The sequence below is a fragment of the Halomonas elongata DSM 2581 genome (assembly GCF_000196875.2).
GTDB lineage: Bacteria > Pseudomonadota > Gammaproteobacteria > Pseudomonadales > Halomonadaceae > Halomonas > Halomonas elongata.
This window is the reverse complement of the sequence record NC_014532.2, coordinates 3,339,848-3,357,438: the sequence shown is the minus strand read 5'-3', so window position 1 is coordinate 3,357,438 and position 17,591 is coordinate 3,339,848. Positions and strand designations below refer to the sequence as shown.

Sequence of the window (17,591 nt, the reverse complement as noted above, 5' to 3'; positions counted from 1 at the left end):
GATTTCTCCCGGTCAGGGCGGAGGTGCAGGACGCAGCCCATTGCGGGCGAAGAAGCGGACCTGTGTCACCAACGACGCTCCCGTGCCTCGACTCGTTCGAGCGCCGGGATCACGACTCACCGGCCATCCACTGCCGGTCCGGTGGGTCACGTAACGTTATCGAGGAGTTTTGTCATGAGTAGCAAGAACAAGGTGATCCAGGCGCTCGAAGCCGAGCAGATGAACAAGGACGTGCCGGAATTCGCCCCGGGCGATACCGTGGTGGTCCAGGTTCAGGTGAAGGAAGGCAACCGCGAGCGTCTCCAGGCCTTCGAAGGCGTGGTGATCGGCAAGCGCAACCGTGGCCTGAACTCCGCCTTCACCGTGCGCAAGGTGTCTCACGGCGTCGGCGTCGAGCGGACTTTCCAGACCTACAGCCCGCTGGTCGACTCCATCAGCGTCAAGCGCCGCGGCGACGTCCGCCAGGCCAAGCTGTACTATCTCCGCGAGCGCAGCGGCAAGTCCGCCCGCATCAAGGAAAAGCTGGCCTGAGGCCCGCCTTGCGGGCATGACGGAGCCGATGGCTCGCGTCCGGCGATACCCCGTCACCGCTCATGCGGGGCGGGGTTTTTCACGTTTCGGGACAAGCGCTGGCGACGCGCACGCGAGGAACTGACCGCATGTCGACCGCTCTCGACGACTCAGCCTTGATCGATGCCTTCCTCGACGGCCTGTGGCTGGAGCGAGGTGCCAGCGACAACACCCTGGCGGCCTATCGTCACGACCTGAACACCTGGCAGGCGCGGCTCGCCGGGCTTGGAGCCACTCTGCTGGCGCCGCCGCCGCGGGCCCTGCCGGACTGGCTGGATGAGCGGCGCGAGGCAGGCTACAAGCTGCGTAGCAACGCCCGGCTGCTCTCCAGTCTGAGGCGCTTCTACCACTGGGCGCTGGGCGAGGGGCGGATCGAGTACGATCCCCTCGCCGAGATCAAGCTGCCCCGGGTGACGCCTTCGCTGCCCAATACGCTGGAGGAGGGCGAGGTGGAGCGCCTGCTCGAGGCACCGGATGTCGACACCGAGCTGGGGCTGCGTGATCGCGCCATGCTCGAGGTGCTTTACGGCGCCGGCCTGCGGGTCACCGAGCTGGTGGGACTGACCACCGATGCCCTCAACCTGCGCCAGGGCGTGGTGAGGGTGCGCGGCAAGGGCGACAAGGAACGGCTGGTGCCGCTCGGCGAGGAAGCCGTGGACTGGCTGTCACTTTACCTGCGCAGCGCTCGAGGCGCCCTTATGCGCGACGTGACACGCCCCGCGTTGTTTCCGGGACGAGGCGACGCCTGCCTGACCCGTCAGGCCTTCTGGTACCGTATCAAGGCGCATGCTCGAAGTGCCGGTATCGATCGTTCCTTGTCGCCGCATACACTGCGACATGCCTTCGCCACCCATTTGTTGAATCATGGGGCCAATTTGCGTGTCGTACAGCTGCTGCTGGGTCATAGCGACCTGTCGACCACGCAGATCTACACCCATGTGGCGCAGGTCCGGCTCGAGGCCCTGCATGCCGAACACCACCCCCGAGGCTGAATCATGAAAGTATCGACCCTTTCCCTGGCCGGTGGCCTGCTGGCCGCCGCTCTGACATTGCCCACCATGGCCTGGGCCGCCGCGCCCGAGTCCCTCGAGAACATCGAGGTGTCGGGGCACAGCATGCCGGTCAAGGACGTGCGGGAGACCCCCATGGCGGATATCTACGAGGTGCGCCTGGAGACCGGGGAAACCTTCTACACCAACGCCGAGGGCAATTATTTCCTGGTGGGGGATCTCTTCGAGAAGACCGACACCGGGCTCGTCAATCTGACCGAGAAGGCGCGCAATGCCGAACGCCGCGCCCGGGTGGACGAGGTGCCCGACGACCAGCGTGTGACCTTCCGTGGTGCCGAAACGCCCAAGGCCAGGGTCGTGGTGTTCACCGACACCACCTGCCCCTATTGCCAGCGACTCCATGAGGAAGTGCCGCGCTTCAATGAGCTGGGAATCGCCGTGGACTATCTGGCCTTTCCCCGAGGTGGGATGAACTCGCCCGGTGCCCGGGAGCTGGAGCAGGTCTGGTGCGCGGACAATTCGAGCGAGGCCTTGTCGGCCGCGTTCCGTGATGAATCGCTGGAAAGTGACGCAACCTGCGACAATCCGGTCGAGGAACAGTATCATCTGGGACTGGAACTCGGCGTGCAGGGTACGCCGGCCATCATCCTGCCCGACGGCAGCCTGGTCCCCGGTTACGTACCGGCGGAGCGCCTGGCCGCCATGCTGGGGCTGGACGACTGACACAACCGCGTCGATGAACGCGGAAGGCGGGGCCTGTCCCCGTCATCGCTTGGACACATGCCAGAACTAGGGGGAGTGACATTGAAACCGGTGAGAGTGGGAATCTGTGGCCTGGGCACTGTCGGAGGCGGGACCTTCAACGTGCTGACACGCAATGCCGACGAGATCGCCCGTCGGGCGGGGCGGCCCATCGTCATTGAACAGGTGGCCTATCGCAGCCCCAATCCCGAGTGCGACATCACCGGCATCAAGACCACCCAGGACGTCTTCGAACTGGCCTCCAATCCCGACATCGACGTGGTCGTCGAGCTCATCGGTGGCTATGACGTGGCCCGGGAGCTGGTGCTGACCGCCATCGACAACGGCAAGCACGTGGTCACCGCCAACAAGGCGCTGATCGCCGTACACGGCAACGAGATCTTCCAGGCCGCCCACGAGAAAGGCGTGATCGTGGCCTTCGAGGCCGCCGTGGCCGGCGGCATTCCGGTCATCAAGTCGCTGCGCGAGGGCCTTGGCGCCAACCGCATCGAGTGGCTGGCCGGCATCATCAACGGCACCGGCAACTACATCCTCACGCACATGCGCGACGAGGGGCGGGCCTTCGAGGACGTGCTCGCCGAGGCCCAGGCGCTGGGCTATGCCGAGGCCGATCCGACCTTCGACGTCGAGGGTATCGATGCCGCGCACAAGCTGACCATCCTGGCCTCCATCGCCTATGGCGTGCCGCTGCAGTTCGAGAAGGCCTACACCGAGGGCATCTCCCGGGTCACCGCCGAGGACGTCGAGCAGGCCGATAATCTCGGTTATGTCATCAAGCACCTGGGGATCTCCAAGCGCACCGACGCGGGTCTCGAGCTGCGCGTCCATCCGACCCTGATCCCCAAGGAGCGGCTGCTGGCCAATGTGCATGGCGTGAAGAATGCCATCGCCGTGATGGGCGACGCCGTGGGCCCGACCCTCTACTACGGCGCCGGTGCCGGTGCCGAGCCCACTGCCTCGGCGGTGGTCGCCGATGTGCTCGACGTGGCCCGCGATATCACCACCGATCACCATTATCGCGTTCCCTATCTGGCCTTCAGCGGCATCGGCGAGGGTGACGACCAGCCGCAGATCATGCCGATGGAGGAGATCGACACCGCCTACTACCTGCGTCTGCTGGCGGTGGATCGTCCTGGCGTGCTGGCCCGGGTGGCGACCATCCTCTCCGAGGAGGGGATCTCCATCGAGGCGCTGATCCAGAAGGAGGCCACCGAGGGTGAACTGGTGCCGATCATCCTGCTGACGCACAGCACTCGCGAGAAGTACATGAACGAAGCGATCCGGCGTATCGAGTCGATGGCCGACATTGCCGGCTCGGTGACCCGAATCCGGGTGGAGAGCCTCGACGAGCAGGAATAAGACCGGGCTGCGCCCGGAGCTGTAAGCCTTAAGCTTGAAGAGGTAAGAACAAGCTTGGCCCCGATAGCACCGGGCCTTCGCTGCCCTCGAGTGGCGAGTTACGCGAAGCGAGCAATGAAAGACTCGTGTCTCGCTGCTCGTCGCTCGAGTCTCACGGAGTGGAGCAATGCGTTATATCAGTACCCGCGGGCAGGCGCCCGCGCTTTCCTTCGAGGAGGTCGTGCTCACCGGCATGGCCAGCGACGGCGGGCTCTATGTACCCGAGGCGGTGCCTCAGCTCAGCTATGAGGAACTGGCCGACATGGCCGGGTGTTCCTACGCCGAGATCGCCTTTCGGGTGATGAAGCCCTATGTGGGCGGCGAGATCGACGACGAGACCTTCCGTCGCATCGTCCGCGACGCCTACTCCACCTTCAGCCACGATGCCGTGGTGCCGCTCAACCAGCTCGATGCCAACCATTTCCTGCTCGAGCTGTTTCACGGCCCGACGCTGGCGTTCAAGGACGTGGCCCTGCAACTGCTCGGCCGGCTGCTGGATCACTTCCTCGCCAAGCGCGGCGAACGGGCGGTGATCATGGGGGCGACTTCCGGCGATACCGGCTCGGCGGCCATCGAGGGATGTCGGCATTGCGACAACCTGGACATCTTCATCCTGCATCCCCATGAGCGGGTCTCGGAAGTGCAGCGACGCCAGATGACCTCGGTGCTGGCCGACAACGTCTTCAACATCGCCATCGAGGGCAACTTCGACGATGCCCAGGCGATGGTCAAGGCGAGCTTCGCCGACCAGTCCTTCCTCAACGGGACCCGACTGGTGGCGGTGAACTCGATCAACTGGGCGCGCATCATGGCCCAGATCGTCTACTACGTGGCCTCTGCCGTGGCACTGGGCGCGCCGCATCGCAAGGTCAGTTTCTGCGTGCCGTCGGCCAATTTCGGCAATGTCTTCGCCGGCTACATGGCGTATCGCATGGGGCTGCCAGTCGAGCGCTTCGTCATTGCCACCAACGCCAACGACATCCTGCACCGCACGCTGGCCGACAACGACTTTTCCAAGCGCGACCTGGTCGCCACCCTGGCGCCCTCGATGGACATCGTGGTGTCGTCCAACTTCGAGCGCCTGCTGTTCGAGGCCTATCAGCGTGATGGCAAGGCCGTGGCCGAGCTGCTCGAGCGTTTTCAGGAGCAGCCCTCGGCATTGGCCGAAGCGCCGCTGGCACGGTTGCGCGAGGTGTTCGCCAGCCACAGCATCGACGATGCCACCATCCTGGAAGTGATTCGCGAGGCGCACCAGCGTACCCAGGAGATCCTCGATCCCCACACCGCCACCGGCTATCGCGCCGCCGAGCGCGAGCGGGGCGATGAGGCCGTACCGATGGTGACGCTGGCCACCGCTCATCCGGCCAAGTTCGCCGAGGCGGTGGTCAAGGCCGGCTTCCCCGGCGTGCCCTTGCCGCCGCACATGGATGATCTGCTGGAGCGAGAAGAGCGCTATACGGTTCTGCCTGCGGAGCTTTCCGCGGTGCAGGCGTTCGTTGCCGAGAACCGCCGTTAGCCCCGCCCGCTCGAGGCTGATCCGTCGACAGGTCTACGAGGGGGCGCTGTGAACCCTTCCCTGGGCGCTACCGATGCCATCCATGGCATCGGACCCCCTCTTCGACCTGTCCCCGGCGCCTCTAGCTAGGCTCGTTCCTGCGGGCCTTCATACTTCCCTCCCCCTTGTGGGGCGACGAGCGCAGCAATAGACCAGTGTTTCCCCTAACTCAGAGGAGCCAGGCGTGAACGCCCCTGTCGATCTGCATGAATCCCTCAAGCCGCGTATTCTGCCTCGCCCGCGGGATGCCGCCGTGGAGCAGCGCGCCCTGGCCGAGGGGCTGACGCCGTTGCAGGCGCGGATCCTGGCCGGTCGCCTGGGTGGCTACACGGGCGAACTGGCGCCGCTGGTGGCGCCGAGCCTGCGTTACCTGGCGCACCCCGAACGCCTCCAGGACGGGCGCCGTGCCGCCGAACGCATCGCCCGGGCGGTGACCGAGGGCGAGCACATCGGCATCCTCACCGACTATGACGTCGATGGCATCACCTCGCATGTGGTGATTCGGCGGACGCTCAACGAGCTGTTCGGCATTCCCGAGAACCGCCTGCACAGCCTGATCGGTCACCGGATTCACGATGGCTACGGCATCAGCCTGCCGTTGGTGGAGCGCACCCTGTCGCTCTCGCCGCGCCCGAGCCTGGTGATCACCGCCGACTGCGGCAGCAGCGACGAGCCGCGCATCGCCAGGTTGCGCGAGGCCGGCATCGACGTGGTGGTCAGCGATCACCATGCCCTGCCGACGGAAGGGCCGCCGGCCTCGGCCTTCGCCACCGTGAATCCCACCCGCGACGACTGCACCTACCCCGACCCGACCATCGCCGGCTGCATGGTCGCCTGGCTGGTCATGTCGCTGACCCGCAGCGTGCTGATCGAATGGGGCGTGCTCGAACCGGCCACGCCCAAGCTGTCGCCCTGGCTCTCCTATGTGGCGCTGGGTACGGTGGCGGACTGCGTCTCGCTGGGCGGCAGTGCGGCCAATCGAGCCGTGGTCGCCCATGGCCTGACGCTGATCAATCGCATGGAGGCGGCCTGCTGGCGGACCATGGCCCAGCGGCTGGGGGACGACAGCGTGCCCTTCGACGCCGAGACCCTGGCCTTCCAGATGGGCCCGAGGATCAACGCCCGTTCGCGGCTCGACGATCCCTATGCCGCGCTGCACTTCATGCTGGCGGCGGACGACGCCACGGCGGCGCGTCACTTGGAAACGCTGGATCAGGACAATCAGTCGCGCAAGGCCATCGAGGCGGAGATGACCGAACGCGCCCGCGGCCTGGCCATGGCCGAGCTGGAGGCCGGGGCACCGCTACTGGTGGTGCTGCTCGAGGAAGGCCATCCGGGCGTGCAGGGCATCGTCGCCTCGCGGCTGGTCCAGGCCTTCGGGCGACCCGCCCTGGTGCTGACGCCGGCCGCGCAACCCGGAATGCTCACCGGCTCAGGGCGCTCCATCGAGGCGTTGCACCTGCGCGATGCACTGCAACGGGCTTACGAGCTGGCACCGGCATCGCTGCCGCGCTTCGGCGGGCATCGGGGCGCGGCCGGTGTCGGCGTGCCCCGGGAAGCTTTTGACGACTTTCGTCAGGCGCTGCTCCAGGCGGTCAGCGAGCAGTTGGGAGAAACGGAGCTGGGGCCGCGAGTCTTCACCGACGGTGAACTCGAGGCCGATCAACTGGCCCTGGAGACGCTGGACGAACTGGAAGCGCTCGGTCCCTTTGGCCGTGAGTTCGACGCACCGCTTTTCGAAGGCGTGCTGCGGGCGGAGAGCCTGCGTACCGTGGGTGCCGATGGCAGCCACCTGATGCTCGAGCTATCCAGCGGCGCCACCAGCATCAGGGCGATCTGGTTCCGTGCCCTGACGCCTGGCGAGATGCCGGCCTTCGATGCCGGCGACCTGCTGCGCTGCGCCTACAAGCTCAACCGCAACCGCTGGCGGGGGCGGGAGTCGTTGCAACTGATCATCGAGCATGCGGAGCCCACTGAAGCAGGAAGAGGGAAGTAGGAAGAGGAAAGAAGGGCGCAACGTAAGGCCATTTTCCTGTTGCGTCTTCTTCAAGACGCGCAGCGTCGTACTTACTTCTTCCCTCTTACCCCTTACTCCTACCCTTTAGTACGTCGGCCAGACGCCCGGGGTCGCCAGTTCCAGCAGGTGGCCGTCCGGGTCGCGGAAGTAGAGACTCTCGCCGCCCCGGGGCCAGTGCGTGCGCCCCTCGATCTCGATGCCATGACTCGTCAGGCGGCGTTCCCATTCCGCCAGTGCCTCGGCGCCGATGGCGAAGGCCATGTGCGTGCGCCCGGTGCCGTCGTGGGGCGGAATGGTGCCCATTTCATCGGGCAGGACCACGGTGTCGCGCGTCGCGCCTTCGAGAAACAGCAGCAGGACGGTGCCGCCGCCAGCATCGTAGGCGGTGAAGCGCTGGTCGGCGGTGAAGGCCGAGAGCCCCATCACCTCCTCGAAGAAGGCCCGGGCACGGACCATGTCGGTGACATACAGGGCCGTTTCCAGCACACCGTCGAGTCTGGGCATGGTATCGCCTCCGTTCGCGCTTGCCTGCCTATCAGCTTAGCAGTCCCTGTACTCAACCCAGCCAGAACCACCAGACGATCAGGGCGATCAGGCCGAGTCCGATGAGGTTGATGATCCAGCTCATGATGTCGTCTCCCGAGTGTCGGTCGCATCGCGCGGCGTGAACAGGCGCAGCCGGCTGGCGTTGCCGACCACGGTGATCGATGACAGCGACATGGCGGCGCCGGCGATCATCGGCGACAGCAGGGTGCCGGTGAGCGGGTAGAGCACGCCGGCGGCGATGGGAATGCCGAGCAGGTTGTAGCCGAAGGCACCCATCAGGTTCTGGCGGATGTTGCGCAGGGTGGCGCGACTGATCTCGATGGCGGCGACCACGCCGTGCAGCGAGTCGCGTATCAGGGTGATGCCGGCGCTCTCGATGGCCACATCGGTGCCCTGGCCGATGGCGAAGCCAACATCGGCCAGCGCCAGGGCCGGGGCGTCATTGATGCCGTCGCCGACCATGCCCACCACCTCGCCTTCGCCTTGCAGGCGTTCGATCTCGGCGTGCTTGTCCTCGGGCAGCAGATCGGCGCGGAAGTCGTCGATACCGACCTCGCGGGCGATGGCCTCGGCGGTGTGGGCGTTGTCGCCGGTGAGCATGACCACCTTGAGGCCGTCGGCCTGCAGGCGCTGGATGGCGGCCACGCTGTCGTCGCGCAATGGGTCGCTGATGCCGAAGATGGCGGCGAGCCGGCCATCGATGGCCAGGTGGACGACGCTACGGGCCTGGCGCTGCAAGCGTTCGGCGATATCCTGGCCGGCGTCGAGCGCGACGTCCTGGTCCCGCAGCAGTCGGGCATTGCCCAGCAGCAGCGCGGTGCCTTGCTCGGTGCGGGCCGTGACACCGCCGCCGGTCACCGACTGGAAGTCATGGATGGTTGCGGCTTCCACCCCCGCTTCCTCGGTGTAGGCGAGAAGGGCATTGGCCAGCGGATGTTCGGAGCCACGCTCCAGGGCGGCCACCAGGGCAAGCACCTGATCGCGGTCGCCGTCGAGGATCTCGGTTTCGGTGACCCTGGGCTTGCCTTCGGTCAGGGTGCCGGTCTTGTCGACCACCAGCGTGGTCAGGCGACTGGCGGTCTGCAGCGCCTCGCCGGTTCTGACCAGCACGCCGTGTTCGGCGGCCTTGCCCACGCCGACCATGGTGGAGATCGGCGTGGCCAGTCCCAGGGCGCAGGGGCAGGCGATGATCAGTACCGTGGTGGCGGTGACCAGCATATGGATGATCCGGGGCTCGGCGCCGAGGTTGAACCAGACCAGGGCAGTGATCACGGCAATGATCATCACCGCGGGAACGAAGATGCTGGAGATGCGATCGGCGAGCTGGCCGATGGGCGGTCGCGAGTTCTGGGCGCTGGCCACCTGCTCGGTGATGCGACCGAGGCGGGTATCGGCGCCGACCCGGGTGGCGCGATAGACCAGGCCGCCCTTGCCGTTGACGGTGCCGGCGCTGACTTCGTCACCGACCGCCTTGGCCACCGGCAGCGGTTCGCCGGTGAGCATGGACTCGTCGACATGGCTGGAACCCTCGAGCACGTCGCCGTCGACCGGCAGTCGCTCGCCGGGGCGCACGCGCAGGTGATCCCCCTCGCGTACCGCGTCGATATCGACCTCGCGCTCCTCGCCGTCACGGATCACCCGCGCGGTGCGGCTCTGCAGGTCGAGCAGGCGCCGCAATGCCTCGCTGGTGCGACCGCGAGCACGCAGCTCCAGGGCATTGCCCAGCAGCACCAGGCCGATGATCATCGCCGAGGCTTCGAAATAGATACCGCGCGCGGCCTCCGGCAGGGCGCTGGCGAAGACCACCACCGCCATGGAATACAGCCAGGCGGTGCCGGTACCCATGGCGATCAGGGTATCCATGTTGGCCTGGCGATGGCGCAGGTTCTTCCAGGCATTGAGGAAGAAGTGGCGACCGGGCAGCACCATCACGGCCAGCGTCAGCATGCCCACCACCAGCCAGTAGAGGCGTCCGGCGCCGATCGGCTGGGGATGGAAGAAGAGCATGCTGGCCATCAGCGGTACGGCCAGCGCCAGGGACCAGGCCGCGCCACGCATCAGGCGGCGATATTCGACGCCTTCCCGCTCGGCACGGGTACGCTCCGCCTCGCGCATGTCGAGCACGGGTTCGGCACCATAGCCGACGCTTTCCACGGCGCCGACCAGAGCGTCGAAATCGGCGGAGCCCCGCACCTGGGCCGTGTGGGTGCCGAAGTTGACACTGGCCTCGGTGATGCCCGGTACACTTTCCAGCGCCCCCTGGACGGTGCGTACGCAGCTGGCGCAGGTCATGCCGGAAATCGAAAGTCGCCGGATGTCGCCGGTGTCCGCTTGAGCTTCGTGCGACGCCGAGGCCGGCGCCGGCTCGTCGGACGCCGGGGTAGCGTCGTCGGCGGCGGCAGGGCCGGGCGGATAGCCGGCCTCGCTCAGGGTCTCGTCCAGCGCATCGTCGTCCAGCGAGGTGGTGACCGTCAGGCGCTTGTCGGCGGGTTCGCCGACCACCTCGGCCTCGCTGTCGCGGGCCTGGATGGCGCTCCGCATGCGGCTGACACAGCCCTGGCAGCTCATGCCGGGAATCTGGCGCTCATATCGGGTGCTCATGAAGAAGCCTCCTGGCGAGGTGTCGTGGTGTCGTCTGCGGTTGCCAGTGCCTCGGGAAAACTCTCGATCAGCCGGCACAGGCTATGGCCGTCCGGCGTGCCATCGGGCATGTCGGACCAGGCTTCCAGTGCCTGTTCCATGCGCGATGCCAGCGCCTCGAGTTCACGAATCCGGGCGCGGATTTCCGGAAGGCGCTCGGCCATCAGGTCGCGGACCAGCGGGCAGGGCGAGTCGCCATGGTCGGCGTGTTCGAGGATCTGGCGGATTTCGGCCACGCTGAAGCCGAGCGTCCTGGCGCGCTGGATGAAGCGCAAGCGTTCCAGGTCGGTGCTGTCGTAGCGCTGGTAGCCGTTGTCTGGATCGCGCTCCGGTGCGAGCAGGCCCTCGCGGGTGTAATGACGCACGGTTTCGGCGGTGACGCCGGCTCGTCGTGCCAGGTCGATGACTTTCATGATGCCTCCAGTGGCATGGTCACGTTGGCGCAGTGTAAAACCTTTGTGTCACACAAAGGTCAAGGCGGCAACGAGGCAACAAGTCGCGCGCGTTGGGCGCTTTGCATAACTGATTGAAAAGACAGAAGACAAACGTTCGTGTGACTAAAGTATGAGCGTGTTTTGCGTTAAAACGAACGTTTGGACTTGATCGCCGATACGGGTTTAGCAAACACTGAGGCCACGTGACCGCCCCTCGTGGCTAGCGAGATAACAATCACCCATCACGACTAGGGATGTCTGCTCATGCAAAACCAGCTCAACAAGCTCACCGTCGCCGTGACCCTGGCATCCGCCGTGCTGGCGTCCAGTCAGGCCGCCGCGTCGGGTTTCCAGGTTCGTGAACAGAGCGCCAAGGCGCTGGGCAACGCCATGGCCGGGGCGGCAGCCGGTGCCGAGGATGTCAGCTACATGACCTTCAACCCGGCGGCCATCGGCAACGTCGACGGTACCCAGGTGGCCGGCGGCATTTCCTATATCGATGCCAACTTCGAGTTGACCGACGCCTCGGCGGGCCCCGCCGGGCTGCCTTTGAGCTATGACCGTGGTGGCTCTCGCGAAGGGGGCGAGGAAGCCTGGGTGCCCAGCTTCGCTTTCAAGACGCAGCTCGATGACCGGTTCGACTTCGGTCTGTCGGTGTCGGCGCCGTACGGCCTCTCGACGGAGTACGACAAGAACTGGATCGGCCGTTATCACGCCATCGAGACCGACCTGCAGACCATCGATATCCAGCCGACGCTGAACTATCGCGCCACCGATCGTCTCAACCTCGCCGTGGGGCTGAGGGCCCAGTATGCCGATGCAACGCTTTCCAATGCGATCGATCTCGGCGGCATGTCCGGTAATCCGGCCCTGGTCGGCAATGCCGATGGCAAGGCCGAGGTCACCGGCGACGACTGGGGCTATGGCTATACCCTGGGGGCGCTGTTCCAGGCCACCGATCGTACCCGTCTGGGGATCAGTTATCGCTCCGAGGTCGACCTGACGCTGGAGGGCGATGTCAACTACAGCGCCAGCAATGCTGCCGGCCGGCAGATTCTGGCAGGCGCCCAGGCCATGGGGCAGCTGCGTGATGCCGGGGGCAAGGCGGATCTGACCACGCCGGCCAACATGAACCTGGGCGTCTATCATCAGTTGACCGACCGCTTCGCCGTGATGGCCAATGCCGAATGGACCGAGTGGAGCAGTTTCGACAAGCTGGTCGTCAAGTCCGGTGGCCAGGACCTGAGCACCACGACCGAGAACTGGGACGATACCTGGGCCTTCTCGGTGGGGGCCAACTACCAGCTCAATCGGGAGTGGCTCCTGCGGGCCGGCCTGGGGGTCGACGAATCGCCGGTCCCGGACAGCGAGCACCGTACGCCGCGTGTGCCGGATGCCGATCGCCGCTGGGCGACGCTCGGCGCGACCTGGATGCCGACGCCGGACCTCGGCGTGACGGCAGGCTACATGCGCGTGTTCGGCGATGATGGCGACATCGATCAGTCTGGCGCCAAGCCCGAGAATGCCACTCGCGGCGACCTGTCCGGCACCTACGAGGTCGATGCCAACGTCTTCGCTCTCTCGGTGGATTACCGCTTCTAACGGCGCGCCCTTCGCGCTTCGTGACAACGACGGGACCCGGCCTTGGCCGGGTCCCGTCGTTTCGTTGCCCTTTTGCGTTTTGCCCCCGAGGGATCGCCCCGGAGGGGCCGGGCCTCGGGCCCGACCGTGACGCTAGAGCGCTGCTCAGAAGTTGTAGCGCACCAGCAGGTTCGTCTCGTCGTTGCCGATGTCGCTTGCGCCGTCGGCATCGACGGAGTCGTCGAACTTGCGCTCCAGGGCGATGATCAGGTTCTCGTCGAAGGTCAGCCAGGCCGCGCCGGCCAGGTAGAAAGCGCTGCGCGCCTCGGAGGCTCTGTCCTCCAGGCGGTTGAAGCCGGTGTAGAGCTGTACCTTGCCGGGCACCTGACCCTTGAGGTTGTACAGCGCCACCCCTTCGACGCCCCGGGCCTCGTCGACGATGCCGTCGGTCGTGTTGACGCCACTGAAATTGCCGTCGCGTACCAGGTTGTCGTAGCGGCCGCCGGTCAGTGCGAAGTACCAGTTGCCCGGCGTCCAGCGTGCGGCGAGCAGGCCGGCATCGACGTTCTTCGAGCGCTTGCCGCCGCCGGCGGTCTTGCCGTCGATGGCGCTGTGGGTGTAGGTCGCGCCCAGCGACAGATCCTCGGTTGGCTGCCAGACGGCGGCCCCCTGGGCGGTATAGTCGCGCTCGAATCCGGTCAGGTTGCCGGTATAGCCGGCACCGGTCGGCACGTCGTCGCGGGAGGTCTGGTAGAGCAGCCCGAGGCTCCAGTCGCCCCAGGTGTTCTTGTAGGAAACCGCATTGTCGGGGCGGCCATTGCCTTCGAAGCCGCCGTCGCCGAAGGCGCCGTTGAAGCTGCCCTGGGCGGTGGCACCGTTGTACCAGAACCAGTCCGTCCAGTAGGCGACCATGTCGTACCACAGCGAATACTGCTTGCCGATCAGCAGGGTACCGTAGTCGTCATGGCGGACGCCGGCGTAGAGCATGCGCTTGTAATGACCGTCGTTGCCGTGCTCGAAGAAGGGGTCGAAGCCCCATTCGGCGCGTGCCACGGATGACCAGCCGTGCTCGAATTCATGCTCGTGGATCAGGCGAATGCGCGAGCCGGCATTGGTCGGGTCGTGGTCATCATCGACGTTGTCGATGAAGCTGCTGCCGGCGGCGATGCGCCCGCTGATGGTGAGCTTGTCCTGGTCGGTTTCGTAGGCCGTGACGGCCAGGGCCTGTTGGGTCGAGAGGGCGGCGCCGATGGCGACGGCCAGCCCGGTCAGCTTGTAATGATGGAACATGCCAAACCTTGTGGGTTGTTGTGTTTCTTGTGAATCCGCGGATGGCGGAGCGGCTCGTTGACGGTCGGATCGGCCGACAGCGAGTGAAATGCTGCCGGGCTCGTCATGGCGGTACGCCTGCCGTGATCATGCCGTCTTGCATGGGCGGTCTCCTTTGCGGGTGAATGGAGGGCAAAGCCCTGGCGTATGGCCGCAGTCGCCCCTGGCGGGCGCCTGAGGGCGCCCGCGGCCGGATGGGGGAGTCGGAATCCGTCGCTCGTCAGGCGGCGTCGTCGACGAAGGCCGCCCGCATCAGTTCCCGGGTATAGGCTTCGCGCGGGTTGGCGAAGATCGCCTCGGTCGGTCCCTGTTCGACGACCTGGCCAGATTTCATCACCATCACGGTATCGGCCAGGGCGCGTACCACCGCGAGGTCGTGGCTGATGAACAGGTAGGTCAGGCCGTATTTCGCCTGGAGATTACGCAGCAGTTCGATCACCGTGACCTGCACGGAACGGTCGAGTGCCGAGGTCGGTTCGTCGAGCAGCAGGAACTCCGGTTTGAGCACCAGGGCGCGAGCGATGGCGATGCGCTGACGCTGGCCGCCGGAAAACTCGTGGGGATAGCGGTTGCGCATGGCCGGGTCGAGCGCCACTTCCTCCAGGGCCTCGATGACCCGGCGTTCGCGCTGGCGCCGGTCGAGTTCCGGGTGATGGACGCGTAGCCCTTCGCTGATGACCTCACCGACGGTCAGGCGTGGCGAGAGCGAGCCGAAGGGATCCTGGAAGACGACCTGCAGGCGCGAACGCAGCGGGCGCATGCCGGCGCCATCCAGGGCGGTGAGGTCGCTGTCGTCGAAGCGGATGTCGCCGCTGCTCTTGAGCAGGCGCAGCAGGGCGCGGCCGAGCGTCGACTTGCCGGAGCCGGATTCGCCGACCACGCCGACGGTCTGGCCACGCTGGATGGTCAGGTCGATGCCGCGTACCGCCTCGAAGTACGAGCTGGGCCGGAACAGGCGCTTCTTGAGAGCGAAGCGGACGCGCAGGTTTCGCGCTTCCAGCAGGACCGGCGCGCTGGCCTCGACCGGCGACTTGCCGCCGCGCGGCTCGGCGTCGATCAGCATGCGCGTGTAGTCGTGGCGGGGATTGGTGAAGACCTCGGCGGTGTCGCCGCGTTCGACCATCTCGCCGCGCCGCATCACGCAGACCCGGTCGGCGAAGTGGCGCACGATACCCAGGTCATGGGTGATGAACAGGATCGCCATGCCATAACGCGCCTGCAGCGACTTGAGCAGTTGCAGGATCTGCGCCTGGACCGTGACATCCAGGGCCGTGGTGGGCTCGTCGGCGATCAGCAGTTCCGGCTCGCAGGCCAGTGCCATGGCGATCATCACCCGCTGGCGCTGGCCGCCGGAGAGTTCGTGGGGATAGCTGCCGATGCGTCGCTCGGGCTCGGGAATGCCGACCTGTTCCAGCAGCTCGATGGCCCGGGTGCGGGCCGCCCGGCCCTTGGCCTTGTTGTGCCGGGTCAGGACCTCGATGATCTGGGCGCCGATCCGGTGCAGCGGATTGAGCGAGGTCATCGGCTCCTGGAAGATCATCGAGATGGCATTGCCGCGGATGCGTCGCATGCGGCGCGGCGTGGCGGCAAGCAGATCCTCGCCGCGGAAGCGGATCGCGCCGCGGGCCTGGGCCAGCTCGGGCAGCAGGCGCATGGCGGCGGTGGAGGAGACCGACTTGCCGGAGCCGGATTCGCCGACCAGCGCCACCGTCTCACCGGCACGGATGTCGAAGCTCACGTCCTTGACCGCCGGGACGGTGCCATCGGGAAGCTGGAAGTCGACGCTCAGGTTGTCGATCTCGAGCAGGGTGTCGCTCATGGCGTCCTCCTAGCGGGTCTTGGGGTCCAGGGCGTCGCGCAATCCATCGCCCAGGAAGTTGAGGCAGAACAGCGTCATCGCCAGGAATACCGAGGGCACCAGCAGCATCCAGGGAGAACTCTGCATCATGTCGGTGCCTTCGGAGATCAGCACGCCCCAGCTGGTCAGCGGTTCCTGCACGCCGAGGCCGAGGAACGACAGGAAACTCTCGAGCAGGATGACCTTGGGTACGGTCAGGGTGACGTAGACGATCACCGGGCCGATGGCATTGGGAATCAGGTGGCGGGTGACGATTCTGGAGTCGCGCACGCCCAGGGCGTGGGCCGCCTCGACGAATTCGCGTTGCTTGAGTGCCAGGGTCTGGCCGCGCACGATGCGCGCCATGTCCAGCCACTCCACGGCGCCGATGGCAGCGTAGATCAGCAGGATGTTGCGGCCGAACACCACCATCAGCAGGATCACCAGGAACATGAAGGGCAGCGAGTACATGATGTCGACGAAGCGCATCATGATGTTGTCCACCCGCCCGCCGAGATAACCGGAGATGGCGCCGTAGAGCACGCCGATCACCAGGCTGACGAGGCTCGCCACCAGGGCAACCGACAGCGATACCCGGCCGCCGTACAGCGTGCGGGTGAGCAGGTCGCGGCCATTGGCGTCGGTGCCCAGCAGGTGGCCGTTCTCGATGCTGGGCGGGGCATTGAAGGCGTTCCAGTCGACATCGGCCAGGCCCCAGGGCAATACATAGGGGCCGAAGACACATATCACCGTGATGACGCTCAGCATCACCAGGCTGACCATGGCCGCGCGGTTCTGCTTGAGGCGACGCCAGGCGTCGCGCGTCAGGCTCTCGCCGGCTGCCGGCGCCGCACCCGGAGCGAGATCATCGCCCGGGGCATGACGGTCACCGTCGTGGGTAAGGGGTTCAGTGGTCATGGCTATCCGCTCCCTGCGGGTCAGTCGTCATGGCGGATCTGCGGATCCAGCGCGGAATAGATCAGGTCGACGAGCAGATTCATCAGCACGATCAGCGCGCCGTAGAACACCACCGTGCCCATCACCAGGGTGTAATCACGGTTGAGCGCGCCCTGCACGAAGTAGCGACCGATGCCGGGGATGCCGAAGATCTGCTCGATCACCACCGAGCCGGTGATGATCCCGGCGACGGCCGGCCCGAGGTAGGAGGTCACCGGCAGCAACGCCGGGCGCAGCGCGTGACGCCAGATGACCTGGGACTCGGCCAGCCCCTTGGCTCGGGCGGTGCGGATGTAGTGGCTGCCCAGCACCTCGATCATGCTGGCGCGCATCATCCGTGCGATGTAGGCGATCTGCTGGATCGACAGGGCGATGACCGGCAGCACCAGGTTGGGCAGGGCACCGCCGTTCCAGCCGCCGGCCGGCAGCCAGGCCAGCAGCACGCCAAACACCAGCGCCAGGATCGGCGCGATGACGAAGTTGGGAATCGCGATGCCGGCCAGCGCCGTACCCATCACCAGGTAGTCGATGGTCGAGTTGCGCTTCAGTGCGGCGATCACGCCCAGCGGCAGGCCGAGCAGCAGGGCCAGCAGGATCGCCAGCCCGCCGATCTCCAGGCTGACCGGGAAGCCCTGCATGATCAGCTCGGTGACCGAAAAGTCCTTGTACTTGAAGGAGGGACCGAAGTCGCCCTGCAGCAGATTGCCCATGTAGCGCAGGTACTGCATCGGCAGGGGCTCGTCCAGATGATAGGCGGCCATCAGGTTGGCCTCGATCTCCGGCGGCAGAGCGCGCTCGCCGTCGAAGGGCCCGCCGGGGGCGATGCGCATCAGGAAGAACGAGATGGTGATCACGATCAGCATCGTGGGAATGGCCTGCAGCAGCCGTTTCAGCGTATAGCTCAGCATGACGGCCTCCGGGGCACGGGCCGATGGTGTGGGGAGAGGTGAAACAT

At 66.2% G+C, this 17,591-nt stretch carries 14 protein-coding genes; 7 read left to right on the top strand and 7 right to left on the bottom strand.

Translation table 11 applies throughout. The features are described 5' to 3' along the window. The first annotated feature begins 174 nt into the window (after positions 1–174). The 6 genes from rplS (at position 175) to HELO_RS15595 (ending at position 7,291) form a co-directional block, all read left to right on the top strand. Positions 175–531, top strand: a complete 357-nt coding sequence (gene rplS / locus HELO_RS15620) for a 50S ribosomal protein L19 (RefSeq protein WP_013333616.1) — start codon at positions 175–177, stop codon at positions 529–531. A 128-nt stretch (positions 532–659) separates the two neighbouring features. Continuing rightward, entirely contained in the window at positions 660–1,562 is a 903-nt protein-coding gene (gene xerD, locus HELO_RS15615; protein ID WP_013333615.1) for a site-specific tyrosine recombinase XerD, read from the top strand. Positions 1,563–1,565: 3 nt separating this feature from the next. Continuing rightward, on the top strand, positions 1,566–2,303 hold the full coding sequence (locus HELO_RS15610; protein ID WP_013333614.1) for a DsbC family protein: 738 nt from the start codon (positions 1,566–1,568) through the stop codon (positions 2,301–2,303). Positions 2,304–2,384: 81 nt separating this feature from the next. Further along, on the top strand, positions 2,385–3,701 hold the full coding sequence (locus tag HELO_RS15605; RefSeq protein ID WP_013333613.1) for a homoserine dehydrogenase: 1,317 nt from the start codon (positions 2,385–2,387) through the stop codon (positions 3,699–3,701). Positions 3,702–3,867: 166 nt separating this feature from the next. Then, complete coding sequence (gene thrC / locus HELO_RS15600) at positions 3,868–5,256, top strand: threonine synthase (protein WP_013333612.1); 1,389 nt, start codon at positions 3,868–3,870, stop codon at positions 5,254–5,256. 223 nt (positions 5,257–5,479) lie between these two features. Continuing rightward, on the top strand, positions 5,480–7,291 hold the full coding sequence (locus HELO_RS15595; RefSeq protein WP_013333611.1) for a single-stranded-DNA-specific exonuclease RecJ: 1,812 nt from the start codon (positions 5,480–5,482) through the stop codon (positions 7,289–7,291). A gap of 105 nt (positions 7,292–7,396) precedes the next feature. Here the strand turns inward: HELO_RS15595 and HELO_RS15590 are convergent, their stop codons facing one another. From HELO_RS15590 to HELO_RS15580, 3 genes are all read right to left on the bottom strand, one after another. Beyond that, entirely contained in the window at positions 7,397–7,816 is a 420-nt protein-coding gene (locus HELO_RS15590; RefSeq protein WP_013333610.1) for a VOC family protein, read from the bottom strand. Between the two features lie 120 nt (positions 7,817–7,936). Next, the gene (locus HELO_RS15585; RefSeq protein ID WP_013333609.1) at positions 7,937–10,459 is read right to left on the bottom strand and encodes a heavy metal translocating P-type ATPase; all 2,523 of its coding nucleotides are present in this window, start codon (positions 10,457–10,459) and stop codon (positions 7,937–7,939) included. After that, a complete protein-coding gene (locus HELO_RS15580) occupies positions 10,456–10,911 on the bottom strand; it encodes a MerR family transcriptional regulator (protein WP_013333608.1) in 456 nt (151 codons plus the stop codon). The genes HELO_RS15585 and HELO_RS15580 overlap by 4 nt, the downstream gene beginning before the upstream one ends. A 285-nt stretch (positions 10,912–11,196) precedes the next feature. Between HELO_RS15580 and HELO_RS15575 the strand changes: the two genes are divergently transcribed. Continuing rightward, on the top strand, positions 11,197–12,534 hold the full coding sequence (locus tag HELO_RS15575; RefSeq protein WP_013333607.1) for an OmpP1/FadL family transporter: 1,338 nt from the start codon (positions 11,197–11,199) through the stop codon (positions 12,532–12,534). 144 nt (positions 12,535–12,678) lie between these two features. Here the strand turns inward: HELO_RS15575 and HELO_RS15570 are convergent, their stop codons facing one another. From HELO_RS15570 to oppB, 4 genes are all read right to left on the bottom strand, one after another. Beyond that, positions 12,679–13,803: a porin gene (locus HELO_RS15570; protein ID WP_013333606.1), complete on the bottom strand. Its 1,125-nt coding sequence runs from the start codon at positions 13,801–13,803 to the stop codon at positions 12,679–12,681. A 259-nt stretch (positions 13,804–14,062) separates the two neighbouring features. After that, positions 14,063–15,661, bottom strand: coding sequence for an ABC transporter ATP-binding protein (locus tag HELO_RS15565; RefSeq protein WP_013333605.1), 1,599 nt, complete (start codon positions 15,659–15,661; stop codon positions 14,063–14,065). Between the two features lie 9 nt (positions 15,662–15,670). Next, entirely contained in the window at positions 15,671–16,597 is a 927-nt protein-coding gene (locus HELO_RS15560; protein WP_013333604.1) for an ABC transporter permease, read from the bottom strand. A 20-nt stretch (positions 16,598–16,617) separates the two neighbouring features. Next, on the bottom strand, positions 16,618–17,544 hold the full coding sequence (gene oppB / locus HELO_RS15555; protein WP_013333603.1) for an oligopeptide ABC transporter permease OppB: 927 nt from the start codon (positions 17,542–17,544) through the stop codon (positions 16,618–16,620). Positions 17,545–17,591 lie beyond the last annotated feature (47 nt).

What these genes read in the sequence shown, in the direction of transcription:
- rplS (WP_013333616.1), top strand. Translation starts at nt 175, where the DNA reads ATGAGTAGCAAGAACAAGGTGATCCAGGCGCTCGAAGCCGAGCAGATG.
- xerD (WP_013333615.1), top strand. Translation starts at nt 660, where the DNA reads ATGTCGACCGCTCTCGACGACTCAGCCTTGATCGATGCCTTCCTCGAC.
- HELO_RS15610 (WP_013333614.1), top strand. Translation starts at nt 1,566, where the DNA reads ATGAAAGTATCGACCCTTTCCCTGGCCGGTGGCCTGCTGGCCGCCGCT.
- thrC (WP_013333612.1), top strand. Translation starts at nt 3,868, where the DNA reads ATGCGTTATATCAGTACCCGCGGGCAGGCGCCCGCGCTTTCCTTCGAG.
- HELO_RS15590 (WP_013333610.1), bottom strand. Translation starts at nt 7,816, where the DNA reads ATGCCCAGACTCGACGGTGTGCTGGAAACGGCCCTGTATGTCACCGAC.
- HELO_RS15585 (WP_013333609.1), bottom strand. Translation starts at nt 10,459, where the DNA reads ATGAGCACCCGATATGAGCGCCAGATTCCCGGCATGAGCTGCCAGGGC.
- HELO_RS15580 (WP_013333608.1), bottom strand. Translation starts at nt 10,911, where the DNA reads ATGAAAGTCATCGACCTGGCACGACGAGCCGGCGTCACCGCCGAAACC.
- HELO_RS15575 (WP_013333607.1), top strand. Translation starts at nt 11,197, where the DNA reads ATGCAAAACCAGCTCAACAAGCTCACCGTCGCCGTGACCCTGGCATCC.
- HELO_RS15570 (WP_013333606.1), bottom strand. Translation starts at nt 13,803, where the DNA reads ATGTTCCATCATTACAAGCTGACCGGGCTGGCCGTCGCCATCGGCGCC.
- HELO_RS15565 (WP_013333605.1), bottom strand. Translation starts at nt 15,661, where the DNA reads ATGAGCGACACCCTGCTCGAGATCGACAACCTGAGCGTCGACTTCCAG.
- HELO_RS15560 (WP_013333604.1), bottom strand. Translation starts at nt 16,597, where the DNA reads ATGACCACTGAACCCCTTACCCACGACGGTGACCGTCATGCCCCGGGC.
- oppB (WP_013333603.1), bottom strand. Translation starts at nt 17,544, where the DNA reads ATGCTGAGCTATACGCTGAAACGGCTGCTGCAGGCCATTCCCACGATG.